This is a genomic window from Geodermatophilus sp. DSM 44513, assembly GCF_032460525.1.
Taxonomy (GTDB): domain Bacteria; phylum Actinomycetota; class Actinomycetes; order Mycobacteriales; family Geodermatophilaceae; genus Geodermatophilus.
The window spans coordinates 502849-519333 of record NZ_CP135963.1 but is presented as its reverse complement, the minus strand read 5'-3'; the positions used below and the strand labels follow the sequence as shown (position 1 = coordinate 519333).

Below are 16485 nucleotides of genomic sequence, written 5' to 3'. Positions count from 1 at the left end.
CGGTGCCGCACCCGTCCGCCCCCTCGTCGCACCCGGGCAGACGCGGAGCCCGCGGGGCCATACGGTGTGGCGGGGAGCACGCTGCGTCGCGTGGGCCGGGTGCCGGTCGCGACCCCGGACAGGACGACGGCGTCGACGACGACGCCGCGGAACAGGAGGAGTCGCATGAGCGAGTCGACCGAAGTGGCGGGCCGCCGGTTCCCGGTGCTGGACCAGGTGGCGGCACAGGCCAACGTGGGTCCCGACGCCCACGAGCGGGCCGCGCAGGACCGGCTGGGCTTCTGGGCCGAGGCGGCCGACCGGCTGAGCTGGGCGCAGCGGTGGGACGAGGTGCTGGACTGGACCAACCCGCCGTTCGCCAAGTGGTTCGTGGGCGGGAAGCTCAACGTCGCCTACAACTGCGTGGACCGCCACGTCGAGGCCGGGCACGGCGAGCAGGTCGCCTACCACTGGGAGGGCGAGCCCGGCGACACCCGCACGATCACCTACGCCCAGCTCAAGGACGAGGTCTCCCGCGCCGCCAACGCCCTCGTCGAGCTCGGCGTGCAGGCCGGTGACCGGGTCGCCATCTACCTGCCGATGATCCCCGAGGCGGTCATCTCGATGCTCGCCTGCGCGCGCATCGGCGCCGTCCACATGGTGGTGTTCGGCGGGTTCTCCGCCGACGCGCTGGCCAGCCGGCTCGACGACTCCGGCGCCGTCCTGGTGATCACCTCCGACGGCGGGTACCGCCGCGGCGCGCCGTCGGCGCTCAAGCCGGCCGTGGACGACGCGGTGTCCCGCAGCCCCGGCGTCCGCACCGTGGTCGTCGTCAAGCGCACCGAGCAGGACGTCGAGTGGACCGAGGGCCGCGACCTGTGGTGGCACGACGTCGTGGCCCGGCAGTCGGCCGAGCACACGCCCGAGGCCTTCGACGCCGAGCACCCGCTCTACATCATGTACACGTCGGGGACGACGGCGAAGCCCAAGGGCATCCTGCACACCTCCGGCGGCTACCTGACCCAGGTCGCCTACACGCACTGGGCGACCTTCGACCTCAAGCCCGACAGCGACGTCTACTGGACCGCCGCCGACGTCGGCTGGGTCACCGGCCACAGCTACATCGTCTACGGGCCGCTGGCCAACCGGGCCACCAGCGTCATGTACGAGGGAACGCCGGAGACCCCGCACCGCGGCCGCTGGTTCGAGCTGATCCAGAAGTACGGCGTGACGATCCTCTACACCGCACCCACGGTGATCCGGACGTTCATGAAGTGGGGCGAGGACGTCCCGGCCGGCTTCGACCTGTCCACGCTGCGGCTGCTCGGCTCGGTCGGTGAGCCGATCAACCCCGAGGCGTGGCTGTGGTACCACGAGCACATCGGCGGCGGCCGCTGCCCGATCATGGACACCTGGTGGCAGACCGAGACCGGTGCGCACATGATCACCCCGCTGCCCGGCGTGACCAGCCTCAAGCCCGGCTCCGCGCAGACCCCCTTCCCGGGCATCTCGGCCAAGGTGGTCGACGACGAGGGCAAGGAGCTCGGCGACGACGCCACCGGGCTGCTGGTGCTCACCGAGCCGTGGCCGTCGATGCTGCGCACCATCTGGGGCGACGACGACCGCTACGTCGACACCTACTGGTCGCGGTTCGGCACGCAGGTCTACTTCGCCGGGGACGGCGCCAAGAAGGACGCCGACGGCGACATCTGGCTGCTCGGCCGGGTGGACGACGTCATGAACGTGTCCGGGCACCGGATCTCCACCACCGAGGTGGAGTCCTCGCTGGTGGCCCACCCGACGGTGGCCGAGGCCGCGGTCGTGGGCGCCAGCGACCCGACCACCGGGCAGGGCATCGTGGCCTTCGTCATCCTGCGCGGCAGCGCCCAGGACTCCGGCGACGACCTGGTGCAGACCCTGCGCAGCCACGTGGCCAAGGACATCGGCCCGATCGCCAAGCCCCGCCAGATCATGGTGGTGCAGGAGCTGCCCAAGACCCGGTCGGGCAAGATCATGCGCCGGCTGCTGCGCGACGTCGCGGAGAACCGGGAGCTCGGTGACGTCACCACGCTGACCGACGACTCGGTGATGAACCTGATCAAGGACAAGCTCCCGGCCAACGCGTCCTCCGAGGACTGAACCGGAGTCGCTGGGTGACGGTCCCCGTCACCCAGCGACTCCGCTGCCCGGGAGGCCGGGGCGCGCGGCCGGTGATCATGGGGCACGATCTCCTGGTGGGTCCGTCGTCCGGACGGCCCGACAGCCGTCCGTCCGACCCCAGGAGGTGCCCCTCGTGGCCCACACCGCACCGTCGAGCCCGTCCGGGGCCCGCAGCACCCGCGCGGACGAGCCCTCGGTCGGCACCCTCGTGCAGAGCGCCATGGCCGACGTCTCGACGCTGATCCGCAGCGAGATCGAGCTGGCCAAGGCCGAGATCGGCTCGTCGGCGAAGAAGGCCGGCATCGGCGCCGGGGCCCTCGCCGCCGCCGGTGTCCTGCTGGCCTTCTCCGGCGTCTTCCTCTTCATCGCGATCGCGGAGTTCCTCACCTGGCTGGGCCTGGAGCGCTGGATCTCCTACGTCATCGTGTGGTTCCTCCTGGTGCTGCTCGCGGCGGTCGCCGCCCTGGTCGGCCGCAGCTCGCTGAAGAAGATCGAGAAGCCCGAGCGCACCATCGAGACGCTGCGCGACCTGCCCGAGGTCGTGCACCGCGAGGCCCCCGGCCAGCGCCGCCGCGAGGTGCCCACCGTCAGCAACGGCCGGGTGCAGCTGCCCGGCCGCGAGGACTACACCGTCTGACCGGGCCCGCCCGGCCCCGGTGACCCCCGCCGACGAGGAGCCGCCGGACGCCACCAGCGTCCTGCTGCCCGGCCCCTGGACGCACCGCGACCTGTCGGCCAACGGCGTCCGGCTGCACGTCGCCGAGGCCGGCGAGGGGCCGCTGGTGCTGCTGCTGCACGGGTTCCCCGAGTTCTGGTGGGCCTGGCGGGCGCAGCTGCCGGCACTGGCCGCGGCCGGCTTCCGCGCCGTGGCCCCGGACCTGCGCGGCTACGGCGGCAGCGACAAGCCGCCGCGCGGCTACGACCTGCCGACGGCCGCCGCGGACGTCGCCGCGCTGGTCCGCGCCCTCGGTGAGCAGGACGCCGTCGTGGTCGGGCACGACTGGGGTGGGCTGGTGGCCTGGACGATGGCCGCGCTGCACCCGCGCAGCGTCCGCCGGCTGTCCGTGCTGTCGATGGCCCACCCCCGGCAGCTGCGCGCCGCGCTGCGCGACCGGGCCCAGCGCCGGGCACTGCGGCACGTGCTGGGCTTCCAGCTCCCGCGGCTGCCCGAGCGGCGGCTGACCCGCACCGACGACGACCCGGTCGCCGAGCTGCTGCGCCGCTGGGCCGGCCCGGGGTGGACGTCGACCGCGGACTTCGCGCTGGCCGTCGCCCGCTACCGGTCGGCCGCCCGCATCCCGCAGGCCGCCTACGGCTCGATGGAGTACTTCCGCTGGGCCGGCCGCTCCCAGATCCGCCCCGACGGGTGGCGCTACGCCCGCCGGATGGCCGCCCCGGTGACCGCCCCGACGCTGCAGCTGCACGGCGCGCTGGACACCTGCGTGCTGCCGGCGTCCGCCCGCGGCTCGGGCCGGTACGTGGCCGGCGCCTACGCGTGGCGGGAGCTGCCCGACGTCGGCCACTTCCCCCACGAGGAGGTCCCCGACGAGGTCAACGCCGCCCTCCTCGACTGGCTTCGCTGAGGGACTGGAACGGCCCCCGCGCAGGGGCCCGCCGCGAGCCTGGCGACGTGCTGGAACGGCCTCCTTGCAGGGGCCCGCCGCGAGCCTGCGAGCGGTGGGGGGCAAGGAGGTCCTCTTACTCGCAGGCGCCGGTCGCCACCGGGGCCGACGAGGCGGTGCCGATCGCGGCGGCGTCCTGCACCTCCTCGTAGGTGAGCGCATAACCGGTCAGCGGGTCGTCGATCGCCGAGGCGAACACGACGCCGAGCACCTGGCCCTCCGGGTCGAACAGCGGCCCGCCGGAGTTGCCGGCGCGCACCTCACCGCGCAGCGCGTACACGTCGCGCACCACGGTCTGCTCGTTGCGGAAGTCCGGGCCGCTGATGTCGGTCCGCTGGCGCACCCGCGCCGGCCCGACGAACAGACCGCCGCCGCCGGGGTAGCCCATGATGATCGCGTCGTCCCCGGACCCGGCCGGCTCGTCGGCGAAGGTCAGCGGCACCTGCGGCAACCCCGGCACGGCCAGCACCGCGACGTCGGCCGCCTCGTCGACGTACACCGGGACGGCGTCGTAGTCCTCGCCCTCCGCGGTGACCACCGGGTCGGCGACGCCGGCGAGCACGTGCGCGTTGGTCATCACCCGCTCCGTGGCGTAGACGAACCCGGAGCCGTCGATCTGCCGGGAGCACGACGGCGCCACCCCGCTGATCTGCACCACCGACCCGGCCACCGACCGCACCACCGGGCTGCCCATGAGCGCCGGGTCCGGCGCGGGGACGTCGGGCACCTGGGTGGGGGTCAGCGGGTCCAGCACGTCGGGCAGCCCGTTGCGGTCGATCGCCTCCCGCAGCGAGTCGTAGACCACCCGGACACCGTCGGGGACGGCGCGGTCCACCGCCTGCACCAGCGCCGACTGCTTGACCTGCGTGGAGACCCCCGGGAAGGGCGCGTTCGCCAGCGGCGTGGCGACCATCCAGGCGACCAGCAGGACGGCCACCGCCGACAGCAGCGCCCCGGCGACGGAGTCCACGACCTCGGCCGGCTGCCAGGTCACCCGGCGGCGCACCGCCCGCCCGACCGCGCCGGCGACCACCTGGCCCAGCAGCGCGACGGCCAGGACGACGACCAGCGCGACGAACACCCGGGAGGTCGCCGTCCCGTCGAACCGGTCGGCGACCGGCCCGGACAGCTGGGCGCCCAGGACCGCGCCGCCGAAGAAGCCGAAGAAGGACGTGGCCGAGACGATCACACCCTGGCGGAACCCGGACAGGGCGAACGCCAGCGCCAGCCCGATGAGGACGAGGTCGACGACCGACATGCCGGACCTAGCCGCTGACCGTCATCGTGCCGTACTGCTGCAGCTGTGTGTGGAAGCTGCACTCGAAGCCGTACTCGCCCGGCGTGGTGACGGTGAACTCGATGGTGCGGCTCTCCCCCACCGTCAGCAGCGGGATCTCCGGGTCGATCGGCTCGGGCCCGGCGTCGGGGGTGAAGCGGAAGTTGTGCGTCAGCTGCTCGGCGGCGTTGACCACCGTCAGCCGCACCGGGCCGGGCGCCACGGTGAACGCGTCCGGGGTGAACACGTAGTCGTCCTGCGTCTGCAGGGTGACCTCCTGGACGCCGTCCGGCGCGGTGGTCACCGTGCCCAGGGCCGGCCCCGACGAGGACGGCGCCGCGTCCGGCCCGGCCGTCCCGCCGCCACCGCCGCAGCCGGCCAGCAGGGCCACCGCGAGAGCGAGCACCGCGGCCTTCCGGCAGGGACCCCTTCTGGCGTTCATCGCGGGGGAACCGTACGCGCAGACGGGCCGTCGGGTGCGGGGTCGGCGACCGTCGGCGCGGCGGCGTCCTCCTCGTCCACCGGGTCGAGGGTGCCGGGCAGCTGGGGACGGCGGACGCCGAGCGCCGGCAGGGGCCGCACGTCGGAGGTGTCCCAGGGCCGGGTCAGCCCCGCGGCCTCGAGGACGGCGTCCAGCAGCCCCCCGGTGAAGCCCCAGACCACCATGCCGGCGACGCCGAACGCCGGGCCGACGTAGCCCGACGGGTGGCGGGCGCGGAAGCGGTTGGCCGGGTCGACGAGGTCGGCCAGCGGGACCCGCGCCACCCGGGCCACCTCGCGCGGGTCGCCCACGGTGACGTCGCGCGGGTCGTCCCACCACGCCACGACCGGGACGACCAGGTTGTCCGAGGGGCCGAGGAACAGCTCGGGCAGGGTCGCCAGCACCCGGACCCCGTCGGGGTCGATGCCGGCCTCCTCCTCCGCCTCGCGCAGCGCGGTGCCGACCGGGTAGTCGTCCCCGGGGTCGGCGCCGCCGCCGGGGAACGCCGGCTGCCCGGCGTGGGTGCGCAGGTGGGCGGACTTCTCGATGAGCAGGACGTCGGCGCCGCGCGGTCCCTCGCCGAAGAGGATGAGGACCGCCGAGCGGCGGGCGGTCGCCGTCGGCCGGGGCATCCGGTGCCGCAGCGGGAGGTCGTCGCCGGCCGCGAGCAGCCGGTGCAGGTAGGTGGGCAGGTCCGCGGGCAGGTCGGCCGTGGTCACGGTGTCACCCCGAGGTGCTCGGCGACCAGCGCCTCCAGCTCCCCCACCGAGGTGACCGGCCGCATCTGCAGGTGGGCGACCGAGCCGTCGGCACGGAGGAGGTAGGTGTACGGCAGGGCGGGCAGCTGCTGGGCGTCGACGAGCAGGCCCTCGGCGTCCACCCCGGTGGGCATCGTGATGCCGGCGTCCGCGGCGAAGGAGGCGCCGTTGCCGGCCGTGTCCTTGGTGACCAGCCCGACCACCTTGAGCCGGTCACCGGCGCGGTCGGCGAGCTCCTGCACCAGGGGCAGCTCCTCCCGGCAGGGCCCGCACCAGGTGGCCCACAGGTTCACCACCGTGGGCACGCCCTGCGCCTGGCCGAGGTGCAGCCGGCCGCCGCCCAGGCAGTCCACGGTCACGTCGGCGAGCACCGCGTCGCCGGTGGCCGCCTCCCCGGGCTGCTCGGGGCAGGCGGCCGTGGTGTTCCCGACGGGTGGGGTGGACGGCGCGGCGTCCGGCTGGTCCGCGGCCGCGGTGCACCCGGCCAGCGCGAGCCCGAGCGCCAGCGCGCCGGCCGCCGTCCTGCTGCGCGCGCTCATTCGGTGTCGGAGGCGGCCGGGGTCTTGACCAGCGTGGCCGCGACCTCCGGGTCGGTCGGCCCGATCCCGTACGACGGGCACCACTGCGCGAGGCCGCAGGCGCCGCAGGCCGCCTTCCTGGCGTGGCAGACCCGCCGGCCGTGGAAGATCACCCGGTGGCTGAACATCGTCCAGTCGCGCTTGGGCACCAGCTCGGCGACCTGGGTCTCGACCTTCACCGGGTCCTCCTCCGCCGTCCAGCCGAACCGGCGCACCAGCCGGCCGAAGTGGGTGTCGACGGTGAGCCCGGGGACGCCGAAGGCGTTGCCGAGGACGACGTTGGCGGTCTTGCGGCCCACGCCGGGCAGGGTGATCAGGTCGGCCATCCGGCCGGGCACCTCGCCGTCGAAGCGCTCGACGAGTGCCTGCGCCAGACCCAGCACCGAGGCGGCCTTGGCCCGGAAGAAGCCGGTGGGCTTGAGGATGGTCTCCAGCTCGGCGCGGTCGGCCCCGGCGAGCGCCTGGGCGTCGGGGAAGCGGGCGAACAGCGCGGGGGTGACCTTGTTGACGGTCTTGTCGGTGGTCTGCGCGGAGAGCACGGTGGCCACCAGCAGCTCGAAGGCGTTGGTGAAGTCCAGCTCGCAGTGCGCGTCGGGGTGGATCAGTGCCAGCTCGCGGGCCATCCGCCGGGCCCGCCGGGTGCGCGCCAGTGGCGTCTCCGCCGGGTCGAACGGGGAGCCACCCCGGGCGGCTGCTCGACGGGCGCGCGGCGGGACGGGCCGGGCGTAGGCGGGCCGGGCGGCAGGCGTCGACACGCGGTCGAGGGTAGGCGGACCGGACGACCGTCCCGGGCGCGTGCTGTTCCCCGCGACCCCGCCGGGGTGTCCGTGCGGCGCGCCGGGGTAGACAGGTGTGCGGCGCGTGCCGATCGGCCGCGTCCCCGGCGACGGAGAGGAGCAGCGGGTGGTCGCCCTCAGCGTCATCCTGTTCCCGCCCCTGGTCATCGCCTTCCTGCTGGTGATGGAGCGCGTCGAGGAGCCGCTGCGCCGGCCTGCCGGCCCCCGCGAGGTGGCCGAGTTCCTCTCCACGGCCACCCCGGGTGAGGTGGACACGCTCGCCAACTCCGGCATCCGCCGCGCCCTCTCGCGCTGGCGCCGCCGGCGGGCGTCCCGGGTGCGCCGCGGGGCCGAGCCGCCCGTCGTGTGAGCGAGGACCCTCCTGCCCCCTCGGGGTCAGGGCGGTCCCACTGATCGGGTGATGATCGGCACAGCCCCCTAGACTCTCGTGGACGGCGTCGCGAGGGAGCGGCTGCTGACCTGGGCCGGCCGCGTGCCGGTCCTCCTGTGCGGTGTGTGCGAGAGGACGCGTAGTGGACGAGGTGCTGGCCCAGTCGGGGCTCTTCCAGGGACTGCCGGCGGAATCGGTGGACCCGGTCGCGAGCCGCCTGGAGACCGTGACGCTCCCCCGCGGCCGCGTCGTCTTCAACGAGGGCGAGCCGGGCGACAGCCTCTACATCGTCATCTCCGGCAAGATCAAGCTGTCCCGCCGGGCACCGGACGGCCGGGAGAACGTGCTGGCCGTAATGGGCCCGTCGGACCAGTTCGGCGAGCTGTCGGTGTTCGACCCCGGCCCGCGGACGGCGACGGCCACCGCCGTCACCGACGTCAAGCTGGCCCGCATGCCGCAGTCGGTGCTGCGCCCGTGGATCGAGGCGCACCCCGAGGTCGGCGAGCGGCTGCTGCACGTGCTGGCCCGCCGGCTGCGCCGCACCAACGACTCGGTCGCGGACCTCATCTTCACCGACGTCCCCGGGCGGGTGGCCAAGGCGCTGCTGCAGATGGCCGACCGGTTCGGCAGCCGCGAGGGCGAGGGCCTGCGCGTCAAGCACGACCTCACCCAGGAGGAGCTGGCCCAGCTGGTCGGCGCCTCGCGGGAGACGGTGAACAAGGCGCTGGCCGACTTCGTGCACCGCGGCTGGATCCAGCTGCAGGGCAAGTCGGTGGTCGTCCTCGACGAGGAGCGCCTGCGCCGCCGCGCGCGATGACACGGCGGTCCTACCGGACCGCACCGCGGCCAGGAGCCGTACCCCCGTCGCGTCGAGCCGCTGCACCGCGCCTGCGCGGACCCCTCCGGGGCCCACTCGGCGCGATCGGCAGTGGTCGCCCACCGATCGAACGTCAGAGGCCCGGAACCAGTCTGGTTCCGGGCCTCTCACGTCCACCCCCTCAGGACGGGAGCGGCACGACCAAGCGGATGCGGGTGCCGTCGGGCAGCACGGCCCAGCGGCCGTCGGGCTCGTCGGTGAACGACGGGGTGATCGGGTGCAGCGGCTCCGGCGGTGACCCGGCGAGCGCCGTCGCCACGTCGGCGAAGGGCTCCAGCTGCCCGAGGGTGTGGATCGTCGGCGGCAGCATGGGTCGGGTACCGGCCGACATCTCGGCCAGCGCGGCGGACGGCGTCAGCCAGCTCACCTCGTCGGCCTCGCCGGTGACGTGCCGCGCCTCCTGGCCGACCGGCAGCGCGGCGGCGAAGAACTTGGTGTCGTAGCGCCGCGGCTCGGCCGGCGGGGTGATCCAGTGCGCGAAGGGCCGCAGCAGGTCCGACCGCAGCGCCAGGCCGCGGCCGGCGAGCAGCTCGGCGAGGGACAGCTCGCGGACCAGCAGGGCCTGCCGCTGGGCCTCCCACTCCTCGCCGGAGACGTCCGGCACGACGTCCCCGCCGTCGGGCGCCCCGGCGAGCAGCACCCCGGCCTCCTCGAACGTCTCGCGGACCGCGGCGCAGACCAGCTCGCGGGCCAGCCGCTCGTCGCACCCGAAGGCGTGCGCCCACTCCGCCGGCGGCGGGCCGGCCCAGGCCGTCTCGACGTCGCCGTCACGCGGGTCCACGCTGCCACCGGGGTAGGCGGTCATGCCGCCGGCGAACGGCATGCCACGGGTGCGCCGCAGCAGGTAGACCTCCAGGCCGGGGACGCCGTCGCGGAGCAGCACCACGGTCGCCGCCTGCTTCGGCTCCGCGGGGGCGGTGGGGCGCGTCATCCGAGGTGAGCCGCGGTCGCGGTGGACCGGTCGCGGAGGCCGGAGGCCTCCCGTCCGGGACACGGGGGCGCGCTCAACGCAGCCGGGGGACGGCACCTGGCCGCGGTGTCGCCCGGTAGGGCGACCATCAACGCAGCTCGACCGTCAGCTCGACCTCGACGGGGGCGCCCAGCGGGAGCTCGGCCACACCGACGGCGCTGCGGGCGTGCCGGCCGGCCTCGCCGAAGATCCGCCCGAGCAGCTCGCTGGCGCCGTTGACCACCCGCGGCTGGCCGGTGAAGCCCTCGGCGCTGGCCACGTAGCCGACGACGCGGACGACGCGGGCCACCTGGTCCAGGCCTACCAGGTCGTCGACCGCGGCCAGCGCGTTGAGGGCGCACAGCTTGGCGTCGTGCGCGGCGTCCTCGGGGTCGACCGAGCCGCCGACCTTGCCGGTGCGGCGCAGCCCGCCGTCGACGAAGGGCAGCTGGCCGGAGGTGTGCACCAGCTGGCCGCTGCGCACCGCCGGGACGTAGGCGGCGACCGGGGTGGCGACCGGAGGCAGCCGGATGCCCAGCTCGGCCAGCCGGGCGTGCCAGGACGGGGGCTGGGGGCCGCTCACAGCGCGCTCAGCCGGCGGGGCGCTTGAGGTAGGCCACGGGCTGGTCGGCGCCTCCGGGCCCCGGCAGCACGGTGACCAGCTCCCAGCCGTCGACGCCCCAGGAGTCCAGGATCGCCTTGGTGTTGTGGATCAGCAGCGGGATGGTGGCGTACTCCCACCGCACGCGGGCCGGTTCGCTCATGGGCGCGACGCTAGCGCAGGTGGAGGGCCTCCCTGCCCCCCCACCGCGAGCGAGCCCGCGGTGGGGGGCAGGGAGGGCCGCCGCTCACCACCGCGGGGAGGCCCGGCTGGCGGGCGACTCCTACGCTCGTCCCGTGGACCCCGCCCCGTCACCCGTGCGATGCCACGTCGTCACCGGGAAGGGCGGGACCGGCAAGACCACCGTCGCCGCGGCCCTCGCCCTGGCCCTGGCCGCCGACGGCAGGCAGGTGCTGCTGGTGGAGACCGAGGGCCGCCAGGGCATCGCGCAGCTGTTCGACACCCCGCCCCTGCCCTACGAGGAGCGGCGGGTCGCCGTCACCCGCGGCGGCGGCGAGGTCAAGGCGCTGGCGATCGACGTCGAGGAGGCCCTCCTCGAGTACCTGGAGATGTTCTACAACCTGCGCCGCGCCGGCCGGGCCCTGCGCCGGGTGGGGGCGGTCGACTTCGCCACGACGATCGCCCCGGGTCTGCGCGACGTGCTGCTGACCGGCAAGGTCAAGGAGGCGGTCACCCGGCGCCGCCCCGACGGCCGCCCGGTGCACGACGCGGTGGTCGTCGACGCCCCGCCCACCGGCCGGATCACCCGGTTCCTCAACGTCACCGGGGAGATGGCCGGGCTGACCCGCTCGGGTCCGATCAAGACGCAGAGCGACGGGGTCATGGCCGTGCTCAAGTCGCCGCAGACGGCGGTGCACCTCGTGACGCTGCTGGAGGACATGCCGGTGCAGGAGACCGCCGACGCCATCGCCGACCTGACCGCGGTCGGGCTGCCGCTGGGGTCGGTCGTGGTGAACATGGCCACCGAGCCAGCCCTCCCCGAGCCGGAGCTGGTCCGCGCCGCCACCGACGGGCTCACCGGCGAGGACCTGGCGCCGGCCCTGACCGCCGCCGGCCTGCAGGACGTGCCCGGGCTGGCCGACGCGCTGGCCGCCGAGGCCACCGAGCACGCCCGCCGCTGGGCCGCCCAGGACGCGCTGCGCGACGAGGTGGAGGCGATGGGGCGCCCGACGCTGGAGCTGCCCCTGCTGCCCGGCCCGATCGACCTCGGTGCCCTGTTCGAGCTCGCCGGCCGGCTGGAGGCGCACCTGCGCGCGGAGGTCGCGGCGTGACGCAGACGACCGCGCGCACCCGCCGGCAGCCGCGCCCGCCGGCACCGCCCGCGCCCGAGGCGCTGCCCCTGGAGCTGGCCGAGCTGGTCACCGACCCCGGGACCCGCATCGTGGTCTGCTGCGGCGCCGGCGGCGTGGGCAAGACGACGACGTCGGCGGCCCTGGCGATGGCCGCGGCCCAGGCCGGCCGCACCGTCGTCGTCCTCACCATCGACCCGGCCCGCCGGCTGGCGCAGTCCCTGGGGCTGGTGGAGCTGGACAACGAGCCCCGGCGGGTGGCCGTCCCCGGGGCGCCCGGTGAGCTGCACGCGATGATGCTGGACATGAAGCGCACGTTCGACGACATCGTCGTGGCGCACTCCACGCCCGAACGTGCCCAGCAGATCCTGGACAACCCCTTCTACCAGACGCTCTCGTCCTCCTTCGCGGGCACGCAGGAGTACATGGCGATGGAGAAGCTGGGTCAGCTGCGGGCCGGTGACCGGTGGGACCTGATCATCGTCGACACCCCGCCGTCGCGGTCGGCGCTGGACTTCCTCGACGCCCCGAACCGGATGAGCCGCTTCCTGGACGGCACGATGATCCGGCTGCTCACCGCGCCCAGCCGGACCGGGTTCCGGATCGCCAGCGCCGGCTTCCTGTTCTTCAGCCGGATCATCTCCAAGATCCTCGGCGGCCAGCTGCTGCGGGACATCTCCGCCTTCGTCTCCGCGCTGGACACCATGTTCGGCGGCTTCCGCGAGCGGGCCACCGCCACCTACGAGCTGCTGCGCCGGCCGGGCACGTGGTTCGTCGTGGTCGCCACCCCAGAGCCCGACGCGCTGCGGGAGGCCTCCTACTTCGTCGACCGGCTGTCCACCGAGCAGATGCCGCTGGCCGGGCTGGTGCTCAACCGCACCCACCCGCCCACGACGACGGCGCTGTCGGCGACCCGGGCCGACGGCGCGGCCGAGGAGGTGCTGGAGGCCGGCGGAGCGGGTGCCGAGCTGGCCGCCGGGGCGCTGCGGGTGCACGCCGAGCGGATGACGCTGGCCACCCGGGAGCAGCAGCTGACCGACCGGTTCACCAGCGCCCACCCGGAGGTCGCCGTCCGCACCGTGCCGGCGGCCGCGGGCGACGTGCACGACCTCGACGGGCTGCGCGCCATGGCCGAGGCCCTCACGGGCCCGGACGGCGACACGCCCACCGGCGTGCCCCGCCGGCGCATCCTCCCCGCGCGCCGCCGCTGACCAGGCCGCCGGGTGCCCGCGGCCACGTACATTGGCCCGCGATGTCTCCCGTCGCCACCCCCCGCGCCCGGGTCCTCGCCAAGCTCGCGGGGACGATCGTCCTCGCCGGAGCCCTGGTCGCCGGACTGATGCTGCCCTTCGTCGGCGGCACGGGCGTGGTCGCCCGCAACTCCGCGTCGCTGCTCGACGCCCTGCCGGTCGAGCTCACCGACGAGACGCCGGCCGGCAACACCCGCGTGCTCGCCGCCGACGGGTCGCTGCTCACCATGTTCTACCGGGACGACCGGACGCCGGTGCCGTCGGACCGGATCGCGCCGGTGATGAAGGACGCGCTGGTGGCCATCGAGGACTCGCGCTTCACCGAGCACAACGGCCTGGACGTGCAGGGCACCGCCCGGGCGCTGGCGACCAACCTGGCGGCCGGCTCGGTGCAGGAGGGCGGCTCGACGCTCACCCAGCAGCTGGTCAAGCAGACCCTCGCGCAGACCGCGGACACCGCCGAGGAGCGGCTGGCCGCCACCGAGGAGAGCGTGGGGCGCAAGCTTCGCGAAGCGCGGCTGGCCCTCGCCCTGGAGGAGCAGTACTCCAAGGACGAGATCCTCACCCGTTACCTCAACCTCGTGTACTTCGGCCAGGGCGCCTACGGCGTGCAGGCCGCCGCGCAGCGCTACTTCAGCGTGGACGCCGCCGCCCTGACCCTGCCGCAGGCGGCCATGCTCGCCGGCCTGGTGCAGAGCCCGTCGGTCGACGACCCGGTCACCAACCCGCAGAACGGGCAGGACCGGCGCAACCAGGTGCTGCAGCGGATGCTGGACCTCGGCATGATCACGCAGGCCGAGTTCGCCGAGACCTCCGCGCAGCCGGTGCAGGTGGTGCCCGGCCCGAGCGCACCCAACGGCTGCATCGACGCGGCGATCAGCGGCTTCTTCTGCGCCTACGTGCAGCAGTACCTCACCCAGACGCTGGGCCTGAGCCAGGAGCTGCTGGACAACGGCGGCCTGACCGTCCAGACGACGCTGCGGCCGGACCTGCAGGCCTCCGCCGACCAGGCGGTGCTCGGCACGCTGGCCAGCGAGGACCCGCTGGTCGGGGTCTTCACCGCGGTCGAGCCGGGCACCGGCCACGTGCTGGCCATGGCGAGCAACCGCCGTTTCGGGTGCGAGGGCCCCGGGTGCGAGTCGGTCAACTTCAACGTCGTCCCCAGCAAGGGCGCCGGCTCCATCTACAAGGTGTTCACCGCCGCGGCCGCGCTGGAGGCCGGGTTCGGCCCGGGCCACACGATCACCACGCCGCAGCCCTACCTGTCCCGGGTGTTCCGCGACTGGGACCCGGAGCAGGGCCGGCCGAAGCCGTACTCGGTGAACAACGTCGGCAACGGCTACCCCAGCACGCTGAACCTCGAGCAGGCCCTCTACTGGTCCTCCAACACCTACTTCCTGGCCCTGGAGGACCAACTGGGCTCCGTCGAGGGCCCGGTGCGGATGGCGCAGCGGCTCGGGATGCACTTCGACGCGCCCAACCAGTTCCCGGCGGACACGATCATCTCGGAGAACCGCGGGTCGTTCACCTTCGGTCCCGACGCCACCAGCCCGCTGGACCTGGCGACCTCCGTCGGCACGCTGGCCGCGAGCGGCACCCGCTGCGACCCCAGCCCGGTCACCGCGGTCCTGGACCGCTCCGGGCAGCCGCTCACCGGCGAGGACGGCCGGCCGCTGGGCAGCGAGGACCGCTGCACGGAGGCCGCCGTGCCCCCCGCGGTGGCCGACACCATGAACCAGATGCTGCGCAAGGACGTCGAGCCGGGCTTCAGCGGCCAGACCGGCGCACGGGCCTACGTCCCCGGACACCAGATCGCCGGCAAGACCGGCACCAACCAGGACCGGGACTCGGTGGGCTTCGTCGGCTACACCCCGCAGTACGCGGCCAGCGTGATGGTGTTCAGCCCGCTGCAGAACCAGGACGTCGGCGGCTACGGCGGCGCGCTGGGTGCCGGCATCTGGGGGGACGCGATGACCCCGATCCTCACCGCGCAGCAGCCGGTGCCCTTCGCCCCGGCGCCGCCGCCGCCGGCCGGCTGAGCTCAGCCGAGCTGGCGGCGGACCTCCGCGGCCACCCGGCCGCCCTCCGCGCGGCCCGCGACCTCACCGCTCACCGCACCCATGACCCGGCCCATGTCCCGCATGCCGCTGGCCCCGGTGCGGGTGATGACGTCGGCGACCAGGGCGGCCAGGTCGGCGTCCTCCAGCTGGGCCGGCAGGTAGGCGGCGACCACGTCGCCCTCGGCGCGCTCCCGGGCGGCCTGCTCGGTGCGACCGGCCGAGGCGAAGGCCTCCGCGGCCTCGCGGCGCTTCTTGGCCTCCCGGCGGAGCACCGCCTGCACCTCGTCGTCGGCGAGCTCGCGGGCCTCCTTGCCGGCCACCTCCTCGGCGCTGACCGCCGCCAGCACCATCCGCAGCGTGGCGGTGCGCAGCTCGTCGCGGGACTTCATCGCGGTGGTCAGGTCGACGCGCAGGGTCTCCTTCAGGGTGGACACGGGCCCCAGCCTCGCACGGCGTGATCCGGGGGCGCGCCCGTACGCTCGGCTGCCGTGCGCGCGACCACCGCCCCCCCGGCCGCCGTCCTCGCGTCTGCGACCGCGGGGATCGCCATCGCCGGAGCTGCCTACGCCTCCCTCTACGAGCGCACCCGCTGGACGCTGCGCCGCTTCGAGGTCCCGGTCCTCGCGCCGGGCTCGGCGCCGCTGCGGGTGCTGCACCTGTCCGACCTGCACATGACCGCCGGGCAGCGGTCCAAGCAGGAGTGGGTGGCCTCGCTGGCCGCCCTGGAGCCCGACCTGGTCGTCGACACCGGCGACAACCTGGCCGGCCACGACGCCGTCCCCGGGACGCTGCGCGCCCTGGAGCCGCTGCTGGACCGCCCCGGGGTCTTCGTGCTGGCCAGCAACGACTACCACGCGCCGCGACCGAAGAACCCGCTCAAGTACTTCCGGCCCGACCACGTGCGGGTGCACGGCGACGAGCTGCCCTGGCGGGAGCTGCGCGACGGGCTCACCGCCCGCGGCTGGCTGGACCTCACCAACGCCCGCGGCGAGCTCGTCGTCGCCGGACGGCGGATCGTGTTCGCCGGCGTCGACGACTCGCACCTGGGCCGCGACCGCTACGACGACGTCGCCGGGCGGGCCGACCCGGCCGCGGACCTGCGGATCGGGCTGGCCCACTCCCCCGAGCCCCGGGTGCTCGACCGGTTCGCCGCCGACGGTCACGACCTGCTGCTGTGCGGGCACACCCACGGGGGGCAGCTGCGGGTGCCCTTCTACGGGGCGCTGGTCACCAACTGCGGCATCGACCGGGCCCGGGCCCGCTGGCTGCACCGCTGGGCCGAGCCCTCGGTGGACCACCCGCACGGCACCTGGCTGCACGTCTCCGCCGGCCTGGGCACCAGCCCGTACGCCCCGGCCCGGTTCGCCTGCCCGCCGGAGGCGACGCTGCTCACCCTCACCGCCCGTCGGGGCTGAGC

Annotated in this window: 18 protein-coding genes; 9 read left to right on the top strand and 9 right to left on the bottom strand. The window is 74.9% G+C overall.

Annotated elements, in window-relative coordinates; genetic code table 11:
• The first annotated feature begins 165 nt into the window (after window positions 1-165).
• The 3 genes from acs to RTG05_RS02400 all read left to right on the top strand — a co-directional run bounded on the left by acs (window position 166) and on the right by RTG05_RS02400 (window position 3722).
• Window positions 166-2118, top strand: a complete 1953-nt coding sequence (acs, locus tag RTG05_RS02410) for an acetate--CoA ligase (RefSeq protein WP_166527304.1) — start codon at window positions 166-168, stop codon at window positions 2116-2118.
• Window positions 2119-2272: 154 nt separating this feature from the next.
• Window positions 2273-2776, top strand: a complete 504-nt coding sequence (locus RTG05_RS02405; RefSeq protein WP_166527303.1) for a phage holin family protein — start codon at window positions 2273-2275, stop codon at window positions 2774-2776.
• Window positions 2777-2795: 19 nt separating this feature from the next.
• A complete protein-coding gene (locus RTG05_RS02400) occupies window positions 2796-3722 on the top strand; it encodes an alpha/beta fold hydrolase (protein WP_166527302.1) in 927 nt (308 codons plus the stop codon).
• Window positions 3723-3837: 115 nt separating this feature from the next.
• Here RTG05_RS02400 and RTG05_RS02395 read toward each other — a convergent pair whose 3' ends face one another.
• From RTG05_RS02395 to nth, 5 genes are read right to left on the bottom strand one after another with little or no spacing between them, the layout of a single operon-like run.
• Window positions 3838-5019, bottom strand: a complete 1182-nt coding sequence (locus RTG05_RS02395) for a MarP family serine protease (protein ID WP_166527301.1) — start codon at window positions 5017-5019, stop codon at window positions 3838-3840.
• A gap of 7 nt (window positions 5020-5026) precedes the next feature.
• On the bottom strand, window positions 5027-5443 hold the full coding sequence (locus RTG05_RS02390) for a plastocyanin/azurin family copper-binding protein (RefSeq protein WP_315912248.1): 417 nt from the start codon (window positions 5441-5443) through the stop codon (window positions 5027-5029).
• Between the two features lie 32 nt (window positions 5444-5475).
• Window positions 5476-6237 carry an NUDIX hydrolase gene (locus tag RTG05_RS02385; RefSeq protein WP_166527299.1) on the bottom strand — a complete coding sequence of 254 codons (762 nt, stop codon included), beginning with the start codon at window positions 6235-6237 and terminating at the stop codon, window positions 5476-5478.
• The gene (locus RTG05_RS02380) at window positions 6234-6815 is read right to left on the bottom strand and encodes a TlpA family protein disulfide reductase (protein ID WP_166527298.1); all 582 of its coding nucleotides are present in this window, start codon (window positions 6813-6815) and stop codon (window positions 6234-6236) included. The genes RTG05_RS02385 and RTG05_RS02380 overlap by 4 nt, the downstream gene beginning before the upstream one ends.
• A complete protein-coding gene (gene nth / locus RTG05_RS02375; RefSeq protein ID WP_166527297.1) occupies window positions 6812-7609 on the bottom strand; it encodes an endonuclease III in 798 nt (265 codons plus the stop codon). Before nth ends, RTG05_RS02380 begins: the two co-directional genes overlap by 4 nt.
• Before the next feature lie 106 nt (window positions 7610-7715).
• Between nth and RTG05_RS02370 the strand changes: the two genes are divergently transcribed.
• Together RTG05_RS02370 and RTG05_RS02365 are read left to right on the top strand one after the other, a co-directional pair.
• Window positions 7716-8000 carry a hypothetical protein gene (locus RTG05_RS02370; RefSeq protein WP_315912247.1) on the top strand — a complete coding sequence of 95 codons (285 nt, stop codon included), beginning with the start codon at window positions 7716-7718 and terminating at the stop codon, window positions 7998-8000.
• Window positions 8001-8163: 163 nt separating this feature from the next.
• Window positions 8164-8838, top strand: a complete 675-nt coding sequence (locus tag RTG05_RS02365) for a Crp/Fnr family transcriptional regulator (RefSeq protein ID WP_166527296.1) — start codon at window positions 8164-8166, stop codon at window positions 8836-8838.
• 181 nt (window positions 8839-9019) lie between these two features.
• Here RTG05_RS02365 and RTG05_RS02360 read toward each other — a convergent pair whose 3' ends face one another.
• The 3 genes from RTG05_RS02360 to RTG05_RS02350 all read right to left on the bottom strand — a co-directional run bounded on the left by RTG05_RS02360 (window position 9020) and on the right by RTG05_RS02350 (window position 10611).
• Complete coding sequence (locus RTG05_RS02360) at window positions 9020-9829, bottom strand: NUDIX hydrolase (protein WP_166527295.1); 810 nt, start codon at window positions 9827-9829, stop codon at window positions 9020-9022.
• Between the two features lie 127 nt (window positions 9830-9956).
• Window positions 9957-10430, bottom strand: coding sequence for a RidA family protein (locus tag RTG05_RS02355; RefSeq protein ID WP_166527294.1), 474 nt, complete (start codon window positions 10428-10430; stop codon window positions 9957-9959).
• Between the two features lie 7 nt (window positions 10431-10437).
• Window positions 10438-10611 (bottom strand): Sp36 family protein, encoded by a 174-nt coding sequence (locus RTG05_RS02350; RefSeq protein WP_089306094.1) that lies wholly within the window; start codon window positions 10609-10611, stop codon window positions 10438-10440.
• Window positions 10612-10744: 133 nt separating this feature from the next.
• Here RTG05_RS02350 and RTG05_RS02345 point away from each other — a divergent pair, with 133 nt between their 5' ends.
• From RTG05_RS02345 to RTG05_RS02335, 3 genes are read left to right on the top strand one after another with little or no spacing between them, the layout of a single operon-like run.
• On the top strand, window positions 10745-11740 hold the full coding sequence (locus tag RTG05_RS02345) for an ATPase BagA (RefSeq protein WP_166527293.1): 996 nt from the start codon (window positions 10745-10747) through the stop codon (window positions 11738-11740).
• Entirely contained in the window at window positions 11737-12969 is a 1233-nt protein-coding gene (locus RTG05_RS02340) for an ATPase BagB (protein ID WP_315912246.1), read from the top strand. Before RTG05_RS02345 ends, RTG05_RS02340 begins: the two co-directional genes overlap by 4 nt.
• A gap of 41 nt (window positions 12970-13010) precedes the next feature.
• On the top strand, window positions 13011-15047 hold the full coding sequence (locus RTG05_RS02335; RefSeq protein WP_166527292.1) for a transglycosylase domain-containing protein: 2037 nt from the start codon (window positions 13011-13013) through the stop codon (window positions 15045-15047).
• Window positions 15048-15049: 2 nt separating this feature from the next.
• On the opposite strand, the gene RTG05_RS02330 is transcribed toward RTG05_RS02335, so the two are convergent.
• Window positions 15050-15502 (bottom strand): GatB/YqeY domain-containing protein, encoded by a 453-nt coding sequence (locus tag RTG05_RS02330; protein WP_166527291.1) that lies wholly within the window; start codon window positions 15500-15502, stop codon window positions 15050-15052.
• 54 nt (window positions 15503-15556) lie between these two features.
• On the opposite strand from RTG05_RS02330, the gene RTG05_RS02325 reads away from it, so the two are divergent.
• Complete coding sequence (locus tag RTG05_RS02325; RefSeq protein WP_208104753.1) at window positions 15557-16483, top strand: metallophosphoesterase; 927 nt, start codon at window positions 15557-15559, stop codon at window positions 16481-16483.
• Window positions 16484-16485: the final 2 nt, after the last annotated feature.